Here is a 16,968-nt window from a genome sequence, read left to right as displayed (position 1 = left end):
TGGCCTCCGTGAGCGCTCAGGCTTTCCGCAACCGCTCGGTTTCCGCCGCATCTATCGACGCCTCGAAGCTCGATCCCGGATCGTCGGGATATCCGACGAACGCCACGCCATAACTCTCCCGGGCGGCTTCGGTCGAGACCAGACCGTCGCGCCAGTCGCGCCAGACCGCTTCGAGGGGCCGCGTCCTCGGATCGCCCCAGCCCCCGCCGCCGGGAGAGCTTGCAGTCAGGCGGCCCGCCCCCATGCGTTTCAGGCCGAATTTCGGTGCAAGTTCCGCCGCAGCGCCATCCTCCTGAACATGCATCTCACCGGCGGCTCCATAGCTGCCGCCCTTGATGCCGAACCCGGTCTCGTAGCGCAGCCCCTCGCCGCGGAAGGAATAGAGCGCCGGGGTTTTTATCTCGACATCGTAATGAGCGCCGGTGCCGCCGCGCCAGCGCCCGGCCCCGCCGCCGTCGCAGCGCAGTTCCTGACGGTGGAAGTGCACCGGATAGAGCCGTTCGTAGGTCTCGGCGTTGGAGATGGTGAGGCCGCCGAGGGTGCAGAGATGACCGATCTGGTTGAACCCGTCGCGGCCCTCGACCGCACCCGCGCCCGCCGCTGCCAGGCCGTGATAGAAGACGTATGGTCGGCCTTCCCGGCCGTCGGCGCCGGTCTCGCGGCCCGACGTGACGCCGAAGATGTTCTTCGCCCATCCTGCCGCCGCCCGCTCCGGGGCCGCCTGGTTCAGCGCCTTCCAGACCGCGTGGATGATCTCGTGCGCGACGAAGACCGTGTCCATGGTGGTCGGAGCGCCTTCCCGCGCATTCACTAGGCTGCCTTCCGGCGCCACGATGTCGATCACGGAAAAGGTCCCCTCGTTGCGCGGGATCGCCGGGTCGAAGAAGGAGGCGAAGGCTGTGTAGACCGCCGAATGAGTGTTCGCGAGGGTCGAGTTCTTGAAGCCACGGATCTGCGGGTCGGTGCCGGTGAAATCGACCAGGGCCCGGCCGCCTTTAATCGTCACCTTCGCCCGGACCCAGATGTCGCGCAGCTCGAAACAATCGTTGTCGCTGCGCTCCTCGCCCGCGTAGACCCCGTCCGGCAAGTCCGCGAGCGCGGCCCCCATGCGCCCCGCAGCATGGGAGAGGATGCCGTCGAAATAGCCGAGCGCAGCCTCGACCCCGAGTTCCTCGACCAAACCCGCCACCTGCTCCGCACCGATCCTGGTCGAGCCGAGCATGGCGCCGAGATCGCCTTCCAGCAGGTCCGGCGTCCGGGTGTTCAGCAGCAGCAGCTTCCAGAGATCGCGGCGCACCTTCCCGCCCTCGACCAGCTTCAGCACCGGCAGCCGGACCCCTTCCTGCCAGACCTCGGTCGCCTCCGGATTGTAGGTGCCCGCCGCGCCGCCGCCGATATCAGACTGGTGTGCCCGGTTGCAGACCAGCGAGACCAGCCTCCCGCCGACGAAGACCGGGCGGGCGATCACCCAGTCCGGCAAGTGATTGCCGCCCGCCGCCCAGGGATCGTTCAGCAGGAACACATCGCCGTCGGCGATGTCGTCCGCAAAGTCGCGGAGGATCGCGCGCGCGGCGAAGCCGCCGCCGCCGCTGTGGATCGGAATCCCGTCGGCCTGCGCCGTCACCCGCCCGTCCGGGCCGGCGATGAAGCAGGTGAAATCGTGCGCCTGACTGAAGATCGGGCTGCGCGCGGTGCGCACCATCACATGGCCCATCTGCTGCGAGATATGGTCGAGTCGATTCTGCGTCAGGGCAAGCAGCACCGGATCGGCGGATATGCCGGTTGTCGCGCTCATGCCGAGGCCTCCCGGTCTTCGAAAGTGATGAGATAGTTCCCCGCCGCATCCACTGTCACCCGGTCGCCCGGACCGGCGAAGATGGTCGTCGTCGCCTCCTCGATCAGCAGCGGCCCGGGCAGGTCATGCCCCGGCAGGAGATCGCCGCCGCGATAGACCGCAGTCTCCAAAATGCCGTGACGCTCGTCGATGAAAACCGGCCGCCGTTCGACCGGCGCCGCAGATCCCTGCGCCCGAGGCATCCGCGCCTCGGCGAGCGGCGGCAGCAGACCCTTGCCGACCACGCGGAGCGCGGTGATCAGGATGCGTCCGCCCGCCACGAGATGGCCGAAACGCTGCTCGTATTCGCGCTCGAAAGCGGCGCGGATCTCGGTTGCGCCGTCCTCCGACGCAACCGGAATGCGGAGATCCCATTGCTGGCCGTCATAACGCAGATCCAGCTCCCGCTCCGTCCGCATCGCCTCTTCCGCAAAGCCCTCGTCCGCGAGCAGGTGCCGTGCCCGCGCCTCCAGCACCCGGTAGCGCTCTTCCAGAGGTTGTTCCGAAAGCGTATCGAGATCCTGGAAATGCACGTCCATGAAATCCTGCCGCACGTCGGAATGCAGCATGCCGAGGGCGCAGAAGGCACCCGCCTGACGCGGGACATAGACGGACGCGCAGCCGAGCTTGCGGCCGACCGGCGCGCCGTGCATCGGCCCGGCCCCGCCGCAGGCGACGAGCCGGAAGCGCCTCGGATTCTGCCCCCGCTGGATCGAGATCCGCTCCACCGCATGCAGCAGGTTCTGCTCGACCAGGCGAATGATCCCGGCGGCCCCTTCTTCGATCGTGAGCCCGAGCGGCCCGGCGACACGGCTTTGGACCGCCGCGCGGGCCTTCTCGAGATCCAGAATCACCGATCCGCCGGCATAGGCGCCGGGCTTCAGACGCCCGAGCACGAGATTGGCGTCGGTCACCGTCGGCTCGCTCCCGCCAAGGCCGTAGCAGGCCGGCCCCGGATCGGCGCCGGCGCCCTTGGGTCCTGCGAACAGCATGCCCGCGCCGTCCACCCCCGCGATGGTTCCGCCGCCCGCCCCGACGGTGTGGATATCGACCGAGGGAATGACGAGATCGTAATCGGCGACGGCAAGCTCGTCGGTGATCGCGATACGTCCGCCGGACATCAGCATGACGTCGCAGCTCGTGCCGCCGATCTCCATCGAGAGCAGGTCGTCATGGCCGGAGACCTCCGCCAGATGCCGCATCGAGCCGACCCCGGCCGCAGGCCCGGAGAGGATCAGGTTCACCGGGCGCTCCGCGATCTGCCCGACCGAGACCGCGCCGCCGTTCGATTGCAGCATGAAAAGCTTGTGGCGGAGCCCCGCGGCCGCCAGCGCCGCCTCCAGTTCCTGCAGATAGCCGACCACGCGCGGCGCGACATAGGCGCTGACCACCGTCGTCGAGCCGCGTTCGTATTCGCCGATGATCGGCGCGACAGCGCTGGAACGGGCGATCCAGCCGCCACCCCAGCTCTCGGCCAGCACTTCCGCCGCCGCGATCTCGTGCGCCGGGTTGGCGAAAGCGTTCATCAGGCAAATCGCCACAGCCTCGACGCCCTCGGCCCGGAACCGTGCGCCGATATCCCGCACCTGGCCGAGATCGAGCGGTTCCAGTTCCCGGCCGTGCGTGTCCAGCCGTCCGGCGACCGGACGGCGCAGATAGCGCGGCACCAGCACTTCCGGATAAGGCGTGCGATGGTCCCAGGGATTGGGTCGTATGCCGCGCCGGATCTCGAGGGAATCGCGGAAGCCCTCGGTCGTCAGCATCCCGACCCGCGCGCCCTTGCGCTCCAGCAGCGTGTTGGTCGCGACCGTAGAGCCGTGTGCGAAAAAGGAACATCGCCCGAGGAAATCGGCTTCGGAGAGACCGAGATCCGCCGCCGCCTTCGCCACCGCGTTCATCACGCCCTTCGCCGGGTCAGACGGCACCGACGGCACTTTGAACACATGCAGCGCGCCATCCGCGCCGGCAACGACCATATCCGTGAAGGTGCCCCCCACATCGACGCCGATCCGCCAGGGGGCCTTGAGGGAAATCATGCGGAAGAACTCTCGGGGTTGGGCAGGACGGGAACCGTCACTCTAGCGCGCCCGGATCAGCGAACGTAAGACCCCAAGCCGGGAAAACGGGGTGCGGTATCGCCGATCAGCAGCACGCCCATGGTCTTGTCGACAATATGACCGTCCGAGGCGAGCGGCGCATGGACAGACTGGAAGCTGCGCCAGCTCCGGTCCGGCGCCCAGGTGACATGCCCGCGGCGCACCAGCGGACGGCGCGCCTCGACGACCGCGCGGAATTCCCCGATCACCTGTCTGGCCGGCACCTCGAATTCGCATTCCGACATCAGCCGGCCGGTATAGTCCCGGCCAACGGCCCTGACGATCTCCACGCCGACCAGCCGGTAGCGGAAATCCGCCCCGCCGTCGATTGCGTCGAGAATCAGGATATGGCCCAGCCACTCCTTGAGGTCGGTGATTTCGAAGGATTTGCGCGACGGCAGGGCCTCTCCGACGCAGCGATCCTCCCAGAGCCGGAGGAACCTGCCGACCGCGGGATCTTCACTTTCGAATGAAGTCTCGTATTGCCAGCTCACACCCTGGGTTCCGGATCTGCCTCGGTTGCACGGATTATCCGATCAAAACCTTATCAAATTCTATGCCGTGAGCCTCTCGGGCATATGGCGGGGTGCACGGAGTCGGCTCAGAACCCGCGCGGCCGGGCAAAGACCGCGTCGACCCGGTCCTTCAGTTTCTTCAGCGTCAGGGGCTTGATGATGAAGGCATCGACGCCCGCCGCGATGGCCTCGCGGACCGTTTCCGACTCGTTGTGCGAGGTCAGGAAGACGATCGGGATCTCCCGGACGACGTTCGATTTCGTGCGGCGAAGGGCCTTGAGGAAGGCGATCCCGTCCATCGGCTCCATCTCGATGTCGCACAGGATCAGATCCGGCAGCTTCGCGACGCAGGCCTTCAGGCCCTCCTCCCCATCACCGGCCTCGCGGATCACCGGAAAGCCGAGCACCTGGAGCGCCTGGACACTGAGCCCGCGCTGGAACTCGTCATCCTCGATGACCAGCACATCGATGCCGTCATAAGCGTCGGTCACGCACTCTCTCCCCGTTTGTCCGCCGGGTCATCCGCCAGCGCTTCCCGCAACAGTACCGCTTCCCGGTTCAAAGTCTCCAGATCCGCCGCATCGATCCGGCTTCCGGCGAAGCTCCGCGCATGTTCTTCCAGCGCGCCTGCGGCCGCCGCCAGGCGCTCCGCACCGACCGAGGCCGCGGCCCCGCGCAGCTTGTGAGCTTCCGCGGCAATCCGCCCCGGCGCTTCCCCGGAGGACAACAGATCCAGCGAGACTTCCAGCCGGGCGGCAAACCGCTCGAGCGCACCGGCAAGCAGCACCGCATCGCCGCCGCACATCGCGGAAAGTTCCCTGGTGTCGAGCACCGATAGGCCGGTCGCTGCACCGGAGTCTTCTTCAATCGCTCCGGGCGCAGCGGTCGCGGCCGCGCCCCCGGGAACCAATGCGTCCGCAAGCGCCTGAAGCGAGACCGGCTTGATCAGGACCGCGTCGGCACCGGCGGCGCGCGCCGCCGCAATATCCTCGGGTGCCCCGGCGGCCGTCATCATCACCAGACGGTCGGGAATCACCTGCTCTTCCCTCAACGCCTGCAGCAGACCCGGACCGTCCAGTACCGGCATGTGCCAGTCCGTGATCAGGACCTGCCAGCGCTCGGGTTCCCGGCGCCATCGCTCCAGGGCCTCCGCCCCGTTCTCGGCGACCGTCACACTGCAGCCGAGCAGACCAAGCTGGCGCTCGACCACCCATCTGTTCGTCTCGTCATCTTCCGCCACCAGAACAGAGAGGCCGAGACTCGCCCCTTCGAAACGTTCGGCAGAATCGCCGACCGGGCTTTCGTCGCTGGCCGGTAGAGGCACGAGAATCCGGAACGTGCTTCCCGCACCCGGAACGGACTCGGCCGCGAGCCGCCCGCCCATCAGTTCCGCCAATTGCCGGGAGACCGCCAATCCGAGGCCGGTTCCGCCATATTGCGCCGCGGTGGCGTTATCGGCCTGCTCGAACGGCATGAAGAGGCGCCCAAGCGCCGACGGTTCGATACCGATCCCCGTGTCCGCGACCGAAATCGCGATGCCGTCGTCGGGAGCGCCATCCCGTTCGAGGGTGATGGTCACGCTGCCGCTTTCGGTGAACTTGACCGCGTTGCCGATCAGGTTGAGCAGGATCTGCCGCAGCCGGGCGTCGTCGCCCAGCACGACTGGCGGCACGTCCGGCGCCACGGAAAGGTCAAGCCCGACGGATTTCCGCGCGGCGGCCGGCCGCATGATCGCGACGGCGCTTTCCAGCATCTCCCGCGGACCGAAAGGCCGGAGGTTCAGGTCGAGCTTGCCCGCTTCGATCTTCGAGAGATCGAGGATCTGGTTCAGCAGATCCAGCAGCGCCTCGGCGGAGCGGCGGACCACCGAGAGCATCTCCCGCTGGCTGTCCTGCAGAGGCGTCCGCTCCATCAACTCGAGGGTCGCCAGCACGCCGCTCATCGGGGTCCGGATCTCGTGGCTCACCGTCGCGAGGAAACGCGATTTGGCGTCATTGGCGGCAATCGCGGCCTCCCGCGCCAGCGCCAGGGCCTGCTCGCGCTCGGAACGATGCACGGCGTTGCGCCAGACGAAGGCGATGGCGGTGCCGCCGGACAGCAGGATCAGCGTGACCCCGACGACAGACATGTAAAGGCCGAGCCGGCGATAAGCCTCGGCGCTCGCCGTCACGTCGAGATAGGCCTCGAACGCGCCGATCACGCGCCGGGCACCGGAAGCGGGATCGAAGACCGGAAGATAGGTCTCGGCAACCACGGCAGGCGATCCTCCGGCCGGATCCGGGACGGTCTCCAGCGCCACGTGGGGCTGCCCGCGCAGCACCTGATCCTCCCAGTAGGCGGAGCTGTTCACGCGGCCGAGTTCGGCCGCATTCGAGGAGGCGACGGCGCGGCCGGTCTGGTCGAAGATCACGAAATCGCGGAGACCGCCGAGCCGGGAGGCCAGCGCAATGGTGCGCCCGTCCGTCTCCGACAGCTCTTCGCCCCGGAGCACCGGCACGAGCGAGTCGAGATGGCCGGCGAGCCCGTCCGTCCAGCGCAGTCCCATGGAGATCGCATCGCGCTCCAGCAGGGCGGTCTGGATCCGCTCGACAGCAACCGCCATCGCCACCGCCGCCAGTGCGAGCACGCCGACGATCAGGCCGATGAGCATGCCGGTTCCGGGACCGCGTGCGGCTCCCGAAAGAGGCGAATTATCGCGTTTGGCCTCTGTTGCCGTCATCGCTCCCGAACGTCGGCTGTTATCTGACGGGCGGCATCATGCCCGAGTGCCGGCGGCGGCGAGTTGACCTGCATCAAAACGTCCGCGCGGCAGGAGTCAGCCCCTGAGCAGCCGCCCGTATCCCGCGATCTCCGCTTTCACGCCCGCCAGTTTCAGGCAATGCCAGAGGCTCGCCTGGTTCGCCGTGATCACCGGCCGGTCGAGGTCCCACTCCAGCGCCTCGATGACGCCAACGCAGCGGAAGCCGGTGCCGAGGATCAGCACGCCATCCGCTTCCAAGGGGCAGGCCGCCCTGATCTGGGCATAGAGCGGCTCGATCTGCTGCTCGAAGCCGAGGCCGCGCGGGTACATCTCGGCGAACGGCACATCGCGCCAGCCGGGGCCGGGGTCGTAGCGGAGATGGCCCGCGGGCGCGACCCCGTGCGCTTCGATATAGGCGAGGCCCGTTTCCAGCGTCGCGTCATTGAACCAGGGCGGGAAGACGAGGAAGGGACGTTCGACGCCGGACGCCTTCAGCGCCGCGAAACAGTCGAACATGTTGGTCGTCACCGCAACGCCCGGTCCGAGAATTTCCGAGAGCCGTGCAATCACCGCGACGTCCCAGCCCTTGCCGCCGACAAGGCTGGAGGAACTGTGACCCAGCACCACCGCCGAGAGACGCATGCCCCGGAAATGCTCCGCTCCGCGGGCGAGATCCGCGGAAAGCTCGATATCGCTCCGGCCGCCGTTCCAGCTCGCCCAGGGCGCGGGCGCGGCAATACGGGCGGCATGGACGGAGACGTCCGGCGGCAGCATGGCCCACCATTCCGCTTCCGGAACGGCTTCACTGGAGACGATGAACATGCCGAAGCGGGCCTTCCAGCCCCAATTGTCCCTATCTGCCATCTTCACCTCCCTGCGGAACCTCTCTCGGGTCATCGTATCCGAAGCTCCGGGCGAACGGAGCGAGCGTTTCCAGATAGGGCTCCATCAAGTCGCGATACCTGGCCCAGCGCCCGACCGCACGGTTATAGATCGGCTCGGAAACCTGGCGGAAGCTCGGCGTCCGGATCACCCCGCGGGACTTCGCATGCCCGGTGTGATCGAGGATATCGTCGGTCCAGTCGAGACCGAGAAAATCCACCACCCGGCGCGCCGTGTCCTCGGTGTCGGTCACCAGATCCTCGTAGCGCACGGAGATATGGTCGGGCGACAGGGTGCGCTCGATCTCCTGCCAGAGCGCCATGACGCGTTCATATAGCGCAGCCGCACCCGCCATCGTGGTGAAGTTCGCCATTGCGGAATTCAGCTGCATCGACTGCATGAAGCAGCTGAGGCAACAGTCGCAGGGATGGCGCAGGGAGAGGATCACCTTCGCTCTTGGATAAAGTCTGAGGGCAAGGGGCAGATAGACGATGTTGAGCGGCATCTTGTCGACCACGACACGGGGCAGCCCGTCGCCGCCCCAGCGCGCGATCTTCTCGGCATATTCGGAGCGCAACTTGGCGGCCCCTGCCTCGTCGAGCTTGGCAAGCCGCTCCGCGAGCGCGTCCGCGCCCGCCGCCGCGAACCCGGCGCCGACGCTGGAGAGCACCGGCCGTTCCTCGATCACCCGAACATCCGGATGGGCGTCCAGGATCTGGTCCAGCAGGGTCGTTCCGGAGCGCGGGAATCCGACCATGAAGACCGTTGGCGGCTCGGTTTCCGAGAGCGGGGTCCAGCGCCCCGGCCAACCGCCCGAGAGCGTTGCCGCGTAGGCGTCGAGCGTCGCAAGGAACGGGCCGGGATCGGCATCGCCCGGCGGCGCGCGCCGGGTGGCGATCAGGTTGCCCCGCTCGAAATGTCCCCAGGCCTCCCGATAGCGTCCGAGGCGGTCGAGAATCGTCCCCATTTCGAACTCGGCCGCGTCCCGTCCAACCTCTCCCTCCATCCCTTCCGGCAAGGCCTCAAGCCGGCGCAGCGCGGCTTCCTGCTTGCCGAGACGCCGTTCCGCAATCGAAAGGATCACCGCGCTGCCATGGTCCTGCGGGTCGATCAGGAGGGCGCGGCCGGAGGCGCGTTCAGCGAGACCGAGCCGGCTCAGGTTTTCGGCGAGGACCGCTAGGCGGCGCCAGGCGAGGGTTCCGCACGGCGCGATGATCAGGGCCCGGCGGAGCTCGTCCAGGGCAGCGTCCTCCCGTCCGTCCGCTCGCAGCGTCGTCGCCAGATTGACCCGGACCCAGTCCAGTCCGGGAGCAGCGCCCAGGGCATCGCGGGCAACGCGTTCGGCCTCGCGCGCGCGGCCGAGCTCGAGATAACTGCTCGCCAAGGCGCCGAGCGCCTCCGGCTTGTCATTGTGAGTCAGGGCCCAGAAGGCTGTTGCGGCATGACGGACAGGTGCCGCTTCGCCGGCCGACGCGGCGGCCAGCAGGGCGGTCGACGGCTGGGCGGACGGATTGAGCAGCATCGCGTGCCGTGCCGCGTCGAGGGCAAGCGCTCTGTCTCCCGCCCGCAGGCCGACCGCGGCTGCCTGCACCCAGCCGGCCGAGCTCGCCGGATGACGGCAGGCAAGTACCCGGAATTCCCGCGCCGACTGCGCAAAGTCCCCGCGATCCAGCGCCGCTTGGGCCACGGCCATCAGACGCTCGGTTTCCGCCAGATACAGCGGGTCTCTTTCAGCGGGTACCATCATGCGCGCTCTTCGTTCGGGACATCCCTGACCCTAGCCGATCAGATCCCGCCGACAAAACCCATCGCACTGTAAACAGGACAAGAATCCCGTGACGTGCCCCAAATCACCCGCCGCGTGCCGCTTCAGCCGCCGACAGCGCTGTGCCGATGTCCGCCGCACTGTCGAGATCGACGAGCGCGCCGGCGATCTGTTCCAGGTCGGTACGGATATCCGTCTCGTCTACCCAGCCCATGGTACCGATCCGGACCAGGCTCTCCTTCAGTTCCTCAAAGCGGGTTCCCGCGATGGCACAATTATAATGGTCCTGCAGACAAGCGATCAGCTTCGGCGCGGAAACGCCGCCCGGCGTGCGCATCACCACCAGGGTCGGGCTCGGCGCGCCTTCCGGGAAGAGGGAGAAGCCGAGCGCCTGCAGTCCGGCGGTCAGCATCCGGTTCAGCCGCTTGTGCCGAGCAAGCGTCTCCTCCAGACCGGTCTCGCCGATCATCGTCAGGGACTCGTCGAGCGCGTTCAGCATCGCGATGGGCGCGGTGTAGGTCGGCTCGCCCTTTTCCGAATTCGGGCGGAACTTGCGGTAGTCGAAATAGCCGCGCGGCCCGCGATCGTCGCGGGAGATCACCTCCCAGGCCTTCTCGCTGACGCTGGCGATGCCGAGGCCCGGCGGGCACATCAGGCATTTCTGCGAGGCCGAGACCACGACGTCGACACCCCACGCATCCGCCCGCATCTCCGCCCCGGCGAGCCCGCTGACACTGTCGCAGCAGAGCAATGCGTCCGTCTCGCCGACGATGGCGCCGAGCGCCTTGAGGTCGTTCAGCGCACCCGTCGAGCTCTCGCTGTGCACCGTCAGGACCGCGGCATAGTCCTTCTCGGAAAGCGCCTTCCGCACGCCGTCGAGATCGACCGGTGCGCCGAGCGGCGAGACGACCTCGTCGACCTCCGCCCCGATCCCCTCGGCCAGCCGCCGGAACACCGGTCCCCACTGCCCGTTGGTCGTGATCAGCACCCGCTTGCCGGGTCCGGCAACGTTCACCACCGCCGATTCCATCGCCCCGATTCCGGTCGAGGCGAAGACGAAAGGCGGAATGCCGGAGCGCCCGAGGATCGGCTGTAGCCGGTCGAGGATCGATTTGAAGCGGGCGAGGAACTCGGGCCCGCGATGCGCGATCATGGGACGCGCGGCGGCCTGGAGCACGCGCTCCGGCACGGCGGTCGGCCCGGGCAGGCGGAGACGGTAGGGCAGCGTGGCTTCGGAGGAGGAAGCGGACATGGGGTGGCTCTCGAAATGACGGTCTCGGGAGTGAGATCGGGGTATGGAAGCAGGGGATCGGGAGAGTGGCAAGCGCAATGCCCTCAAGCTGATCCTCCCTCAGTCTCTCAGGTTTCATAAGAGGTAGATGTTGGCACACGTGTTGTGCGTTAATTCAACGCAAGCACCCACCAAAACTGGAGAGAGGTCGATGCACTCACCTTCTCAAGGCCGGTCTCTCGAACTTTTCTTTATAGACGGCAAGCCGGACGGAATGTTGACTGCGGAAGTGTTCAACTGGACCGGGCATGTGCTCGTAGCGCCAAGGACACAGATTGCAGACGCATTAAAGCGTGCAGAGGCTGGATACACCGGAGTTTATCTTCTTCTCGGCGAGCACGAAGGCGGCCCTCTGGCTTATATCGGGGAAGGTGAGAGCATCTCCAAACGAATCAAAGACCATGACTTAGGGAAAGATTGGTGGACGAAAGCGGTCATGATCACTTCAGCCGCCAATAATCTCCACAAGGCACATGTTCAGTATCTCGAAGCGCGATTGATCGAGGAAGCCAAATCCGTTGGTCGGGTTCAACTTGAAAACGCAAACAACCCGGCAAGACCTTCTCTCTCAGAAGCAGATCAGGCCAACATGGAGGCCTTTCTTGAGTACATCCTGATGGTTCTACCGGCTCTCAGAATCGATGCATTTCTCGAAAAGAAACGCCCGAACACGAGCCTTGAGAGACCTACATTTCCGGGAGCTGGCCCACCCACCTTCACGTTGTTCTTGAAGAAAGAGAACATTAAGGCGACTGCCATATTGATTGAAGGCGAGTTTGTCGTTCAAGCAGGCTCTATGGCTAGGAAATCGTGGGTTGGGACTAAAGCGGACAAGACGCACTACTGGCGACTATACGATGAACTCGTGACTCAAGGGGTGCTCATCGACAAGGGAACGCATCGCGTATTCTCAGAAAATTATGCTTTTGCGAGCACAAGCGCTGCAGGGGCAATCGTCAATGGCCGATCGACAGCTGGCCCAAGTGCTTGGAGGCTCCAAGGATCGGACAAGTCTTACAAAGATTGGGAAGCAGATAAATTAAGAGAGGATCTGGATGACGCTTGAAGAGCGGTTGACCTAATTCTCATCTTGGCGATCAAGAAAACTGGCGGAGAGAGAGGGATTCGAACCCTCGGTACGCTTGCGCGCACAACGGTTTTCGAGACCGCCCCGTTCAACCACTCCGGCACCTCTCCGAACGGGGCGGGACCATAACGATGTGGATGGGCGGATTCAATAGCCTATTTGCATCCGCACGCGTCTCTGGCGGCTGACCCGCGAACACACTATATATAGCCCCCGGAAGCGGTGGTTTTCGGGCTCGGGACGCAAGCCGAAGATTCTCTCGTTCGAGGGCCGGATTCCCTGTTGACTTGGACGTCGCCCGGAGTATAGTCCGCCGCTCCGACGCGGAGGTAACAGTCCGCGCGCCCAGTTCTCATTGCCAGAGTATTGACAATGTTCGCAGTCGTTAAAACCGGCGGTAAGCAGTACAAGGTCGCCCCGAACGACGTTATCAAGGTCGAGAAGCTCGCCGGTGAAGCCGGTTCTTCCGTCGATCTTGCCGACGTCCTGATGCTCGGGGAAGGCGACGATCTCAAGGTCGGCGCGCCGACCGTCGAGGGTGCTGTTGTCCGCGCCGAAGTGCTTGAGCAGACCAAAGGCGACAAGGTCGTCGTCTTCAAGAAGAAGCGCCGTCAGGGCTATCGCCGGACCCGCGGTCACCGTCAGGAGCTGACGGTGCTGCGCGTGACCGACATCCTGGCCGACGGCTCCAAGAAGGCCGCGCCGAAGAAGGCGGCCGCGAAGAAGGCCGCGCCGAAGGCGAAGGCCGAAGACGCGGCTCCGGCGGCTGAAGCCGAGACGAAGGAGTAATCGATGGCTCACAAGAAAGCAGGCGGTAGTTCCCGTAACGGCCGCGACAGTGCAGGCCGCCGTCTCGGCGTGAAGAAGTTCGGTGGCGAAGCCGTCATTGCCGGCAACATCATCGTGCGCCAGCGGGGCACCAAGTTCCATCCGGGCGAGAATGTCGGCATGGGACGTGACCACACCCTGTTCGCGCTGACGGACGGCAAGGTTGGCTTCCGTCGGAAGAGCAACGGCCGCACCTTCGTGGAAGTCGCGCTGGCCGAAGCAGCGGAATAACAATGTCGCGCCTGCTCCGGCGGGCCAGCGACTGCGGATGAGGGAACGGTCCTGCGGCTGTTCCCTTTTTTCGTGTCCCGAGGCCGGGATTCATGACAGGCCGGGATTGCATGAGATGAAATTTCTCGATCAGGCGAAGATCTTTCTGAAGAGCGGCGACGGCGGGCCGGGCTCCGTCAGTTTCCGGCGCGAGAAGTTCATCGAGTTCGGCGGGCCGGACGGCGGCGATGGCGGCCGCGGCGGCTCCGTGATCGCGGAATGCGTCGACGGCCTCAACACGCTCATCGATTACCGCTACCAGCAGCATTTCAAGGCCGAGAGCGGCCGGCCCGGCGCCGGGCGCAACCGCACGGGCGCGAAAGGCAGCGACACGGTGCTGCGCCTGCCGGTCGGCACGCAGATCCTCGACGAGGAACGCGAGGAGGTCATCGCCGACCTGACCCGGATCGGCCAGCGCGTCGTCCTGCTGAAGGGCGGCGACGGCGGGTTCGGCAACACGCATTACAAGACCTCGACCAACCAGGCGCCCCGCAAGGCCCTTCCCGGCTGGCCGGGCGAGGAGATGTGGGTCTGGCTGCGCCTGAAGCTGATCGCAGATGCCGGTCTCGTCGGCCTGCCCAATGCCGGCAAGTCGACCTTTCTCTCCAGCGTCACCCGGGCGCGGCCGAAGATCGCGGACTATCCCTTCACCACCCTGCATCCCGGCCTCGGCGTCGCCTCGGTCGGCGAGCAGGAATTCGTCATCGCCGACATTCCGGGACTGATCGAGGGTGCCTCGGAAGGCGCCGGCCTCGGACACCGTTTCCTCGGCCATGTCGAGCGCTGCGCCGTCCTCTTGCACCTGATCGACGCGACCCAGGCCGATCCGGCGGAAGCGTACCGGACGGTGCGCCAGGAACTCGAGGAATATGGCGGCGGCCTGACCGACAAGCCCGAGATCATCGCCCTCTCCAAGATCGACGCGGTGACCGAGGAAGACCTCCCGGTGCTGGTCGAGATGGTCGAGCAGGAGCTCGGCAAGAAGGTCATCACCCTCTCCGCCGTTTCCGGTGCCGGCCTCGACGACGCGCTGGCGACTCTGCTCGTGCCCGTCCAGGAAGCGCGCCGCGCGCGCAAGGCCGAAATGCCCGACGACGACGCGGACGAGATCGAGGAAGAAGAGATCGTGGAAGCCGAAGAGGAGAGTTCCTCCGGCTGGTCGCCCCTGTGAGCCCCGAAGGCGCGGAAACGGGAGCGCGTTCCGGCCTCGATACGGCCGAGCGTATCGTCGTCAAGATCGGCTCCGCCCTTCTGGTCGACGAGAAGGGCGGCGAGATCCGCCGCGACTGGCTGAACGCGCTCGCCGACGATATCGCCGGCCTGAAGGCGCGCGGCAAGCAGGTGCTCGTGGTCTCCTCCGGCGCCATCGCCGTCGGCCGGCGCCTGCTCGGCCTGCCGAAAGGTGCGCTGAAGCTGGAGGACAAGCAAGCCGCCGCCGCCACCGGCCAGGTCCGCCTCGCCCATGCCTACCAGGAAGCGCTCGCGCGCCACGGCATCATGGCGGCGCAGATCCTGCTCTCCCCCGGCGATACCGAGGAACGGCGCCGGCATCTGAATGCCCGCGCGACGCTGAACGCCCTGCTCGCTCTCGGCGCGGTGCCGGTGATCAACGAGAACGACACGGTCGCGACCGAGGAGATCCGCTACGGCGACAATGACCGGCTCGGCGCCCGGGTCGCCCAGATGGTCAGCGCCGACACCCTGATCCTGCTCTCGGACATCGACGGGCTCTATACCGCCGATCCGCGGAACAATCCCGCCGCCGAGCACATTCCGCATGTGGAACGGATCGACACCGCGGTCGAAGAGATGGCCGGCACCGTCGGCAGCGAATACGCCTCGGGCGGCATGGTGACCAAGCTCGCCGCCGGCAAGATCGCGTCGGCCGCCGGTTGCCGGATGGCGATCGCGCGGGGGCACGACCCGCATCCGCTGAAAGCGATCGAGGAGGGTGCGCGCGTCACCTGGTTCGCCGCCGCCACCTCGCCGCGCGGCGCGCGCAAGAACTGGATCGCCGGCTCGCTGACGCCGAAAGGCAATGTCAGCCTCGACGAGGGCGCGCTGAAGGCGCTGAAGCGCGGCAAGAGCCTGTTGCCCGCCGGGGTGACAGAGGTCGGCGGCAATTTCGAGCGCGGCGACCTGATCGAGATCCTCGACGCCGACGGACGCCCCGTCGCGCGCGGGCTTTCGGCCTATGGCGCCGCCGATGCGCGGCGGATCGCCGGGCACAAATCCCGTGAAATAGAGCGGATCCTCGGCTACCGTGGCCGCGACGAACTGGTCCACAGAGACGATCTGGTGCTCGACCGCTGAGGCGGGCGCGCCGGGAAAACTGGGAGCGAACGGACCCATGGCCATGCTTGATATCGCCCGGACAGACGATTCCGACATCGAAACGATGATGGCCGGTCTCGGCGCCGCGGCCCGCAAGGCCTCCGCCGCGCTCGCGCTGGCCACGACGGAGCAGAAGAACACGGCGCTCACCGCAGCCGCCGCGGCGATCCGCAATGCGCTGCCGGAGATCCTCGCCGCGAACGAGAAGGACCTCGCCTTCGCCCGCGAGAAGGGCGTGCGCGAGTCGCTCATGGACCGCCTCAAGCTCGATGCCGGCCGGGTGGAAGCCATCGCCCAGGGCATCGAGGACGTCGCCGCCCTGCCCGATCCGATCGGCGCCGTGATGGCGGAGTGGGAGCGCCCGAACGGCCTGAAGATCGCCCGCGTGCGCGTGCCCCTCGGGGTCATCGGCATCATCTACGAATCGCGTCCGAACGTGACCGCCGATGCGGGCAGCCTCTGCCTCAAGTCCGGCAATGCGGCGATCCTGCGCGGCGGCTCGGAGAGCTTTCACTCCTCCAACGCCCTGGTCGAGTGTCTTCACAAGGGCCTGAAGGAAGCCGGTCTGCCGGAAGCGGCGGTGCAGCTGATCCCGACCCGCGACCGGGCGGCGGTCGGCGCCCTGCTCACCATGACGAAGCATGTGGACATCATCGTGCCCCGCGGCGGCAAGAGCCTGATCGAGCGGGTGCAGCGCGAGAGCCGCATCCCGGTGATCGCCCATCTCGACGGCGTCAATCACGTCTATGTCGACCGGGCCGCCGATCCGGCGATGGCGGTCGACATTGTGCTCAATTCAAAGATGCGCCGCACCAGCGTCTGCGGCGCAGCGGAAACGCTGCTGGTCGATGCGAAGGTCGCCGAGGCGCAGCTTCCCGCCATCGCAGAGGCGCTCGCCGAGAAAGGCTGCCTGCTGAAAGGCGACGAGGCCGCGCGCAGGATCGTTCCCTCGATGCAGGAAGCGACGGAGGAGGACTGGTCGACGGAATATCTGGACGCCGTGCTCTCCGTGCGCGTGGTGGACGGGCTGGACGCGGCGATCGACCATATCAACCGCTACGGCTCGCACCATACCGACAGCATCGTCACGCAGGACGCGGCGACGGCGGCGCGCTTCACCTCCCATGTCGACAGCGCCATCGTGCTGCACAATGCCTCGACCCAGTTCGCCGACGGCGGCGAGTTCGGGATGGGCGCGGAGATCGGCATCTCCACCGGCAAGATGCACGCGCGCGGCCCGGTCGGCGCCGAGCAGCTCACCAGTTTTAAATATGTCGTGACCGGCTCTGGCCAGACGCGGCCCTGAACCGGGCGAGGCTTCCCGCC

The 16,968-nt window shown here is 66.6% G+C and carries 13 protein-coding genes, 1 tRNA gene and 1 pseudogene; 6 read left to right on the top strand and 9 right to left on the bottom strand.

Annotation, left to right across the window (positions count from 1 at the left end; genetic code table 11):
• Positions 1-16: 16 nt before the first annotated feature.
• The 8 genes from IG122_RS15965 to IG122_RS15930 all read right to left on the bottom strand — a co-directional run bounded on the left by IG122_RS15965 (position 17) and on the right by IG122_RS15930 (position 11,084).
• Complete coding sequence (locus IG122_RS15965) at positions 17-1,795, bottom strand: hydantoinase B/oxoprolinase family protein (protein WP_193185522.1); 1,779 nt, start codon at positions 1,793-1,795, stop codon at positions 17-19.
• Positions 1,792-3,870 carry a hydantoinase/oxoprolinase family protein gene (locus IG122_RS15960; protein ID WP_193185519.1) on the bottom strand — a complete coding sequence of 693 codons (2,079 nt, stop codon included), beginning with the start codon at positions 3,868-3,870 and terminating at the stop codon, positions 1,792-1,794. The genes IG122_RS15965 and IG122_RS15960 overlap by 4 nt, the downstream gene beginning before the upstream one ends.
• A 56-nt stretch (positions 3,871-3,926) precedes the next feature.
• A complete protein-coding gene (locus tag IG122_RS15955) occupies positions 3,927-4,424 on the bottom strand; it encodes a PAS domain-containing protein (protein WP_193185516.1) in 498 nt (165 codons plus the stop codon).
• A gap of 107 nt (positions 4,425-4,531) precedes the next feature.
• Positions 4,532-4,936, bottom strand: a complete 405-nt coding sequence (locus IG122_RS15950) for a response regulator (protein ID WP_193185512.1) — start codon at positions 4,934-4,936, stop codon at positions 4,532-4,534.
• Complete coding sequence (locus IG122_RS15945) at positions 4,933-7,164, bottom strand: ATP-binding protein (RefSeq protein WP_193185509.1); 2,232 nt, start codon at positions 7,162-7,164, stop codon at positions 4,933-4,935. Before IG122_RS15945 ends, IG122_RS15950 begins: the two co-directional genes overlap by 4 nt.
• Before the next feature lie 96 nt (positions 7,165-7,260).
• The gene (locus tag IG122_RS15940; RefSeq protein WP_193185506.1) at positions 7,261-8,049 is read right to left on the bottom strand and encodes a maleate cis-trans isomerase family protein; all 789 of its coding nucleotides are present in this window, start codon (positions 8,047-8,049) and stop codon (positions 7,261-7,263) included.
• Positions 8,039-9,814 (bottom strand): tetratricopeptide repeat-containing sulfotransferase family protein, encoded by a 1,776-nt coding sequence (locus IG122_RS15935; protein ID WP_193185503.1) that lies wholly within the window; start codon positions 9,812-9,814, stop codon positions 8,039-8,041. The genes IG122_RS15940 and IG122_RS15935 overlap by 11 nt, the downstream gene beginning before the upstream one ends.
• A 103-nt stretch (positions 9,815-9,917) precedes the next feature.
• The gene (locus IG122_RS15930; protein WP_193185500.1) at positions 9,918-11,084 is read right to left on the bottom strand and encodes a pyridoxal-phosphate-dependent aminotransferase family protein; all 1,167 of its coding nucleotides are present in this window, start codon (positions 11,082-11,084) and stop codon (positions 9,918-9,920) included.
• Between the two features lie 190 nt (positions 11,085-11,274).
• Here IG122_RS15930 and IG122_RS15925 point away from each other — a divergent pair, with 190 nt between their 5' ends.
• Positions 11,275-12,189 carry a GIY-YIG nuclease family protein gene (locus IG122_RS15925; protein ID WP_193185497.1) on the top strand — a complete coding sequence of 305 codons (915 nt, stop codon included), beginning with the start codon at positions 11,275-11,277 and terminating at the stop codon, positions 12,187-12,189.
• A 41-nt stretch (positions 12,190-12,230) separates the two neighbouring features.
• Here the strand turns inward: IG122_RS15925 and IG122_RS15920 are convergent.
• A tRNA-Ser gene (locus IG122_RS15920) sits at positions 12,231-12,320 on the bottom strand.
• A gap of 262 nt (positions 12,321-12,582) precedes the next feature.
• Between IG122_RS15920 and rplU the strand changes: the two are divergent.
• From rplU to IG122_RS15895, 5 genes and pseudogenes are all read left to right on the top strand, one after another.
• Positions 12,583-12,891 (top strand): annotated as a pseudogene (rplU, locus tag IG122_RS15915) (50S ribosomal protein L21); the annotation flags it as partial.
• A 111-nt stretch (positions 12,892-13,002) separates the two neighbouring features.
• The gene (gene rpmA / locus IG122_RS15910; protein WP_193185490.1) at positions 13,003-13,269 is read left to right on the top strand and encodes a 50S ribosomal protein L27; all 267 of its coding nucleotides are present in this window, start codon (positions 13,003-13,005) and stop codon (positions 13,267-13,269) included.
• Positions 13,270-13,384: 115 nt separating this feature from the next.
• A complete protein-coding gene (gene obgE, locus IG122_RS15905) occupies positions 13,385-14,479 on the top strand; it encodes a GTPase ObgE (protein WP_193185487.1) in 1,095 nt (364 codons plus the stop codon).
• Positions 14,476-15,621 (top strand): glutamate 5-kinase, encoded by a 1,146-nt coding sequence (gene proB / locus IG122_RS15900; protein WP_193185484.1) that lies wholly within the window; start codon positions 14,476-14,478, stop codon positions 15,619-15,621. The genes obgE and proB overlap by 4 nt, the downstream gene beginning before the upstream one ends.
• A gap of 43 nt (positions 15,622-15,664) precedes the next feature.
• Positions 15,665-16,948 (top strand): glutamate-5-semialdehyde dehydrogenase, encoded by a 1,284-nt coding sequence (locus IG122_RS15895; protein WP_193186228.1) that lies wholly within the window; start codon positions 15,665-15,667, stop codon positions 16,946-16,948.
• Positions 16,949-16,968: the final 20 nt, after the last annotated feature.

It is taken from the genome of Nisaea sediminum (genome assembly GCF_014904705.1).
Classification (GTDB): domain Bacteria; phylum Pseudomonadota; class Alphaproteobacteria; order Thalassobaculales; family Thalassobaculaceae; genus Nisaea; species Nisaea sediminum.
This window is presented reverse-complemented; position numbering and strand designations above follow the sequence as displayed.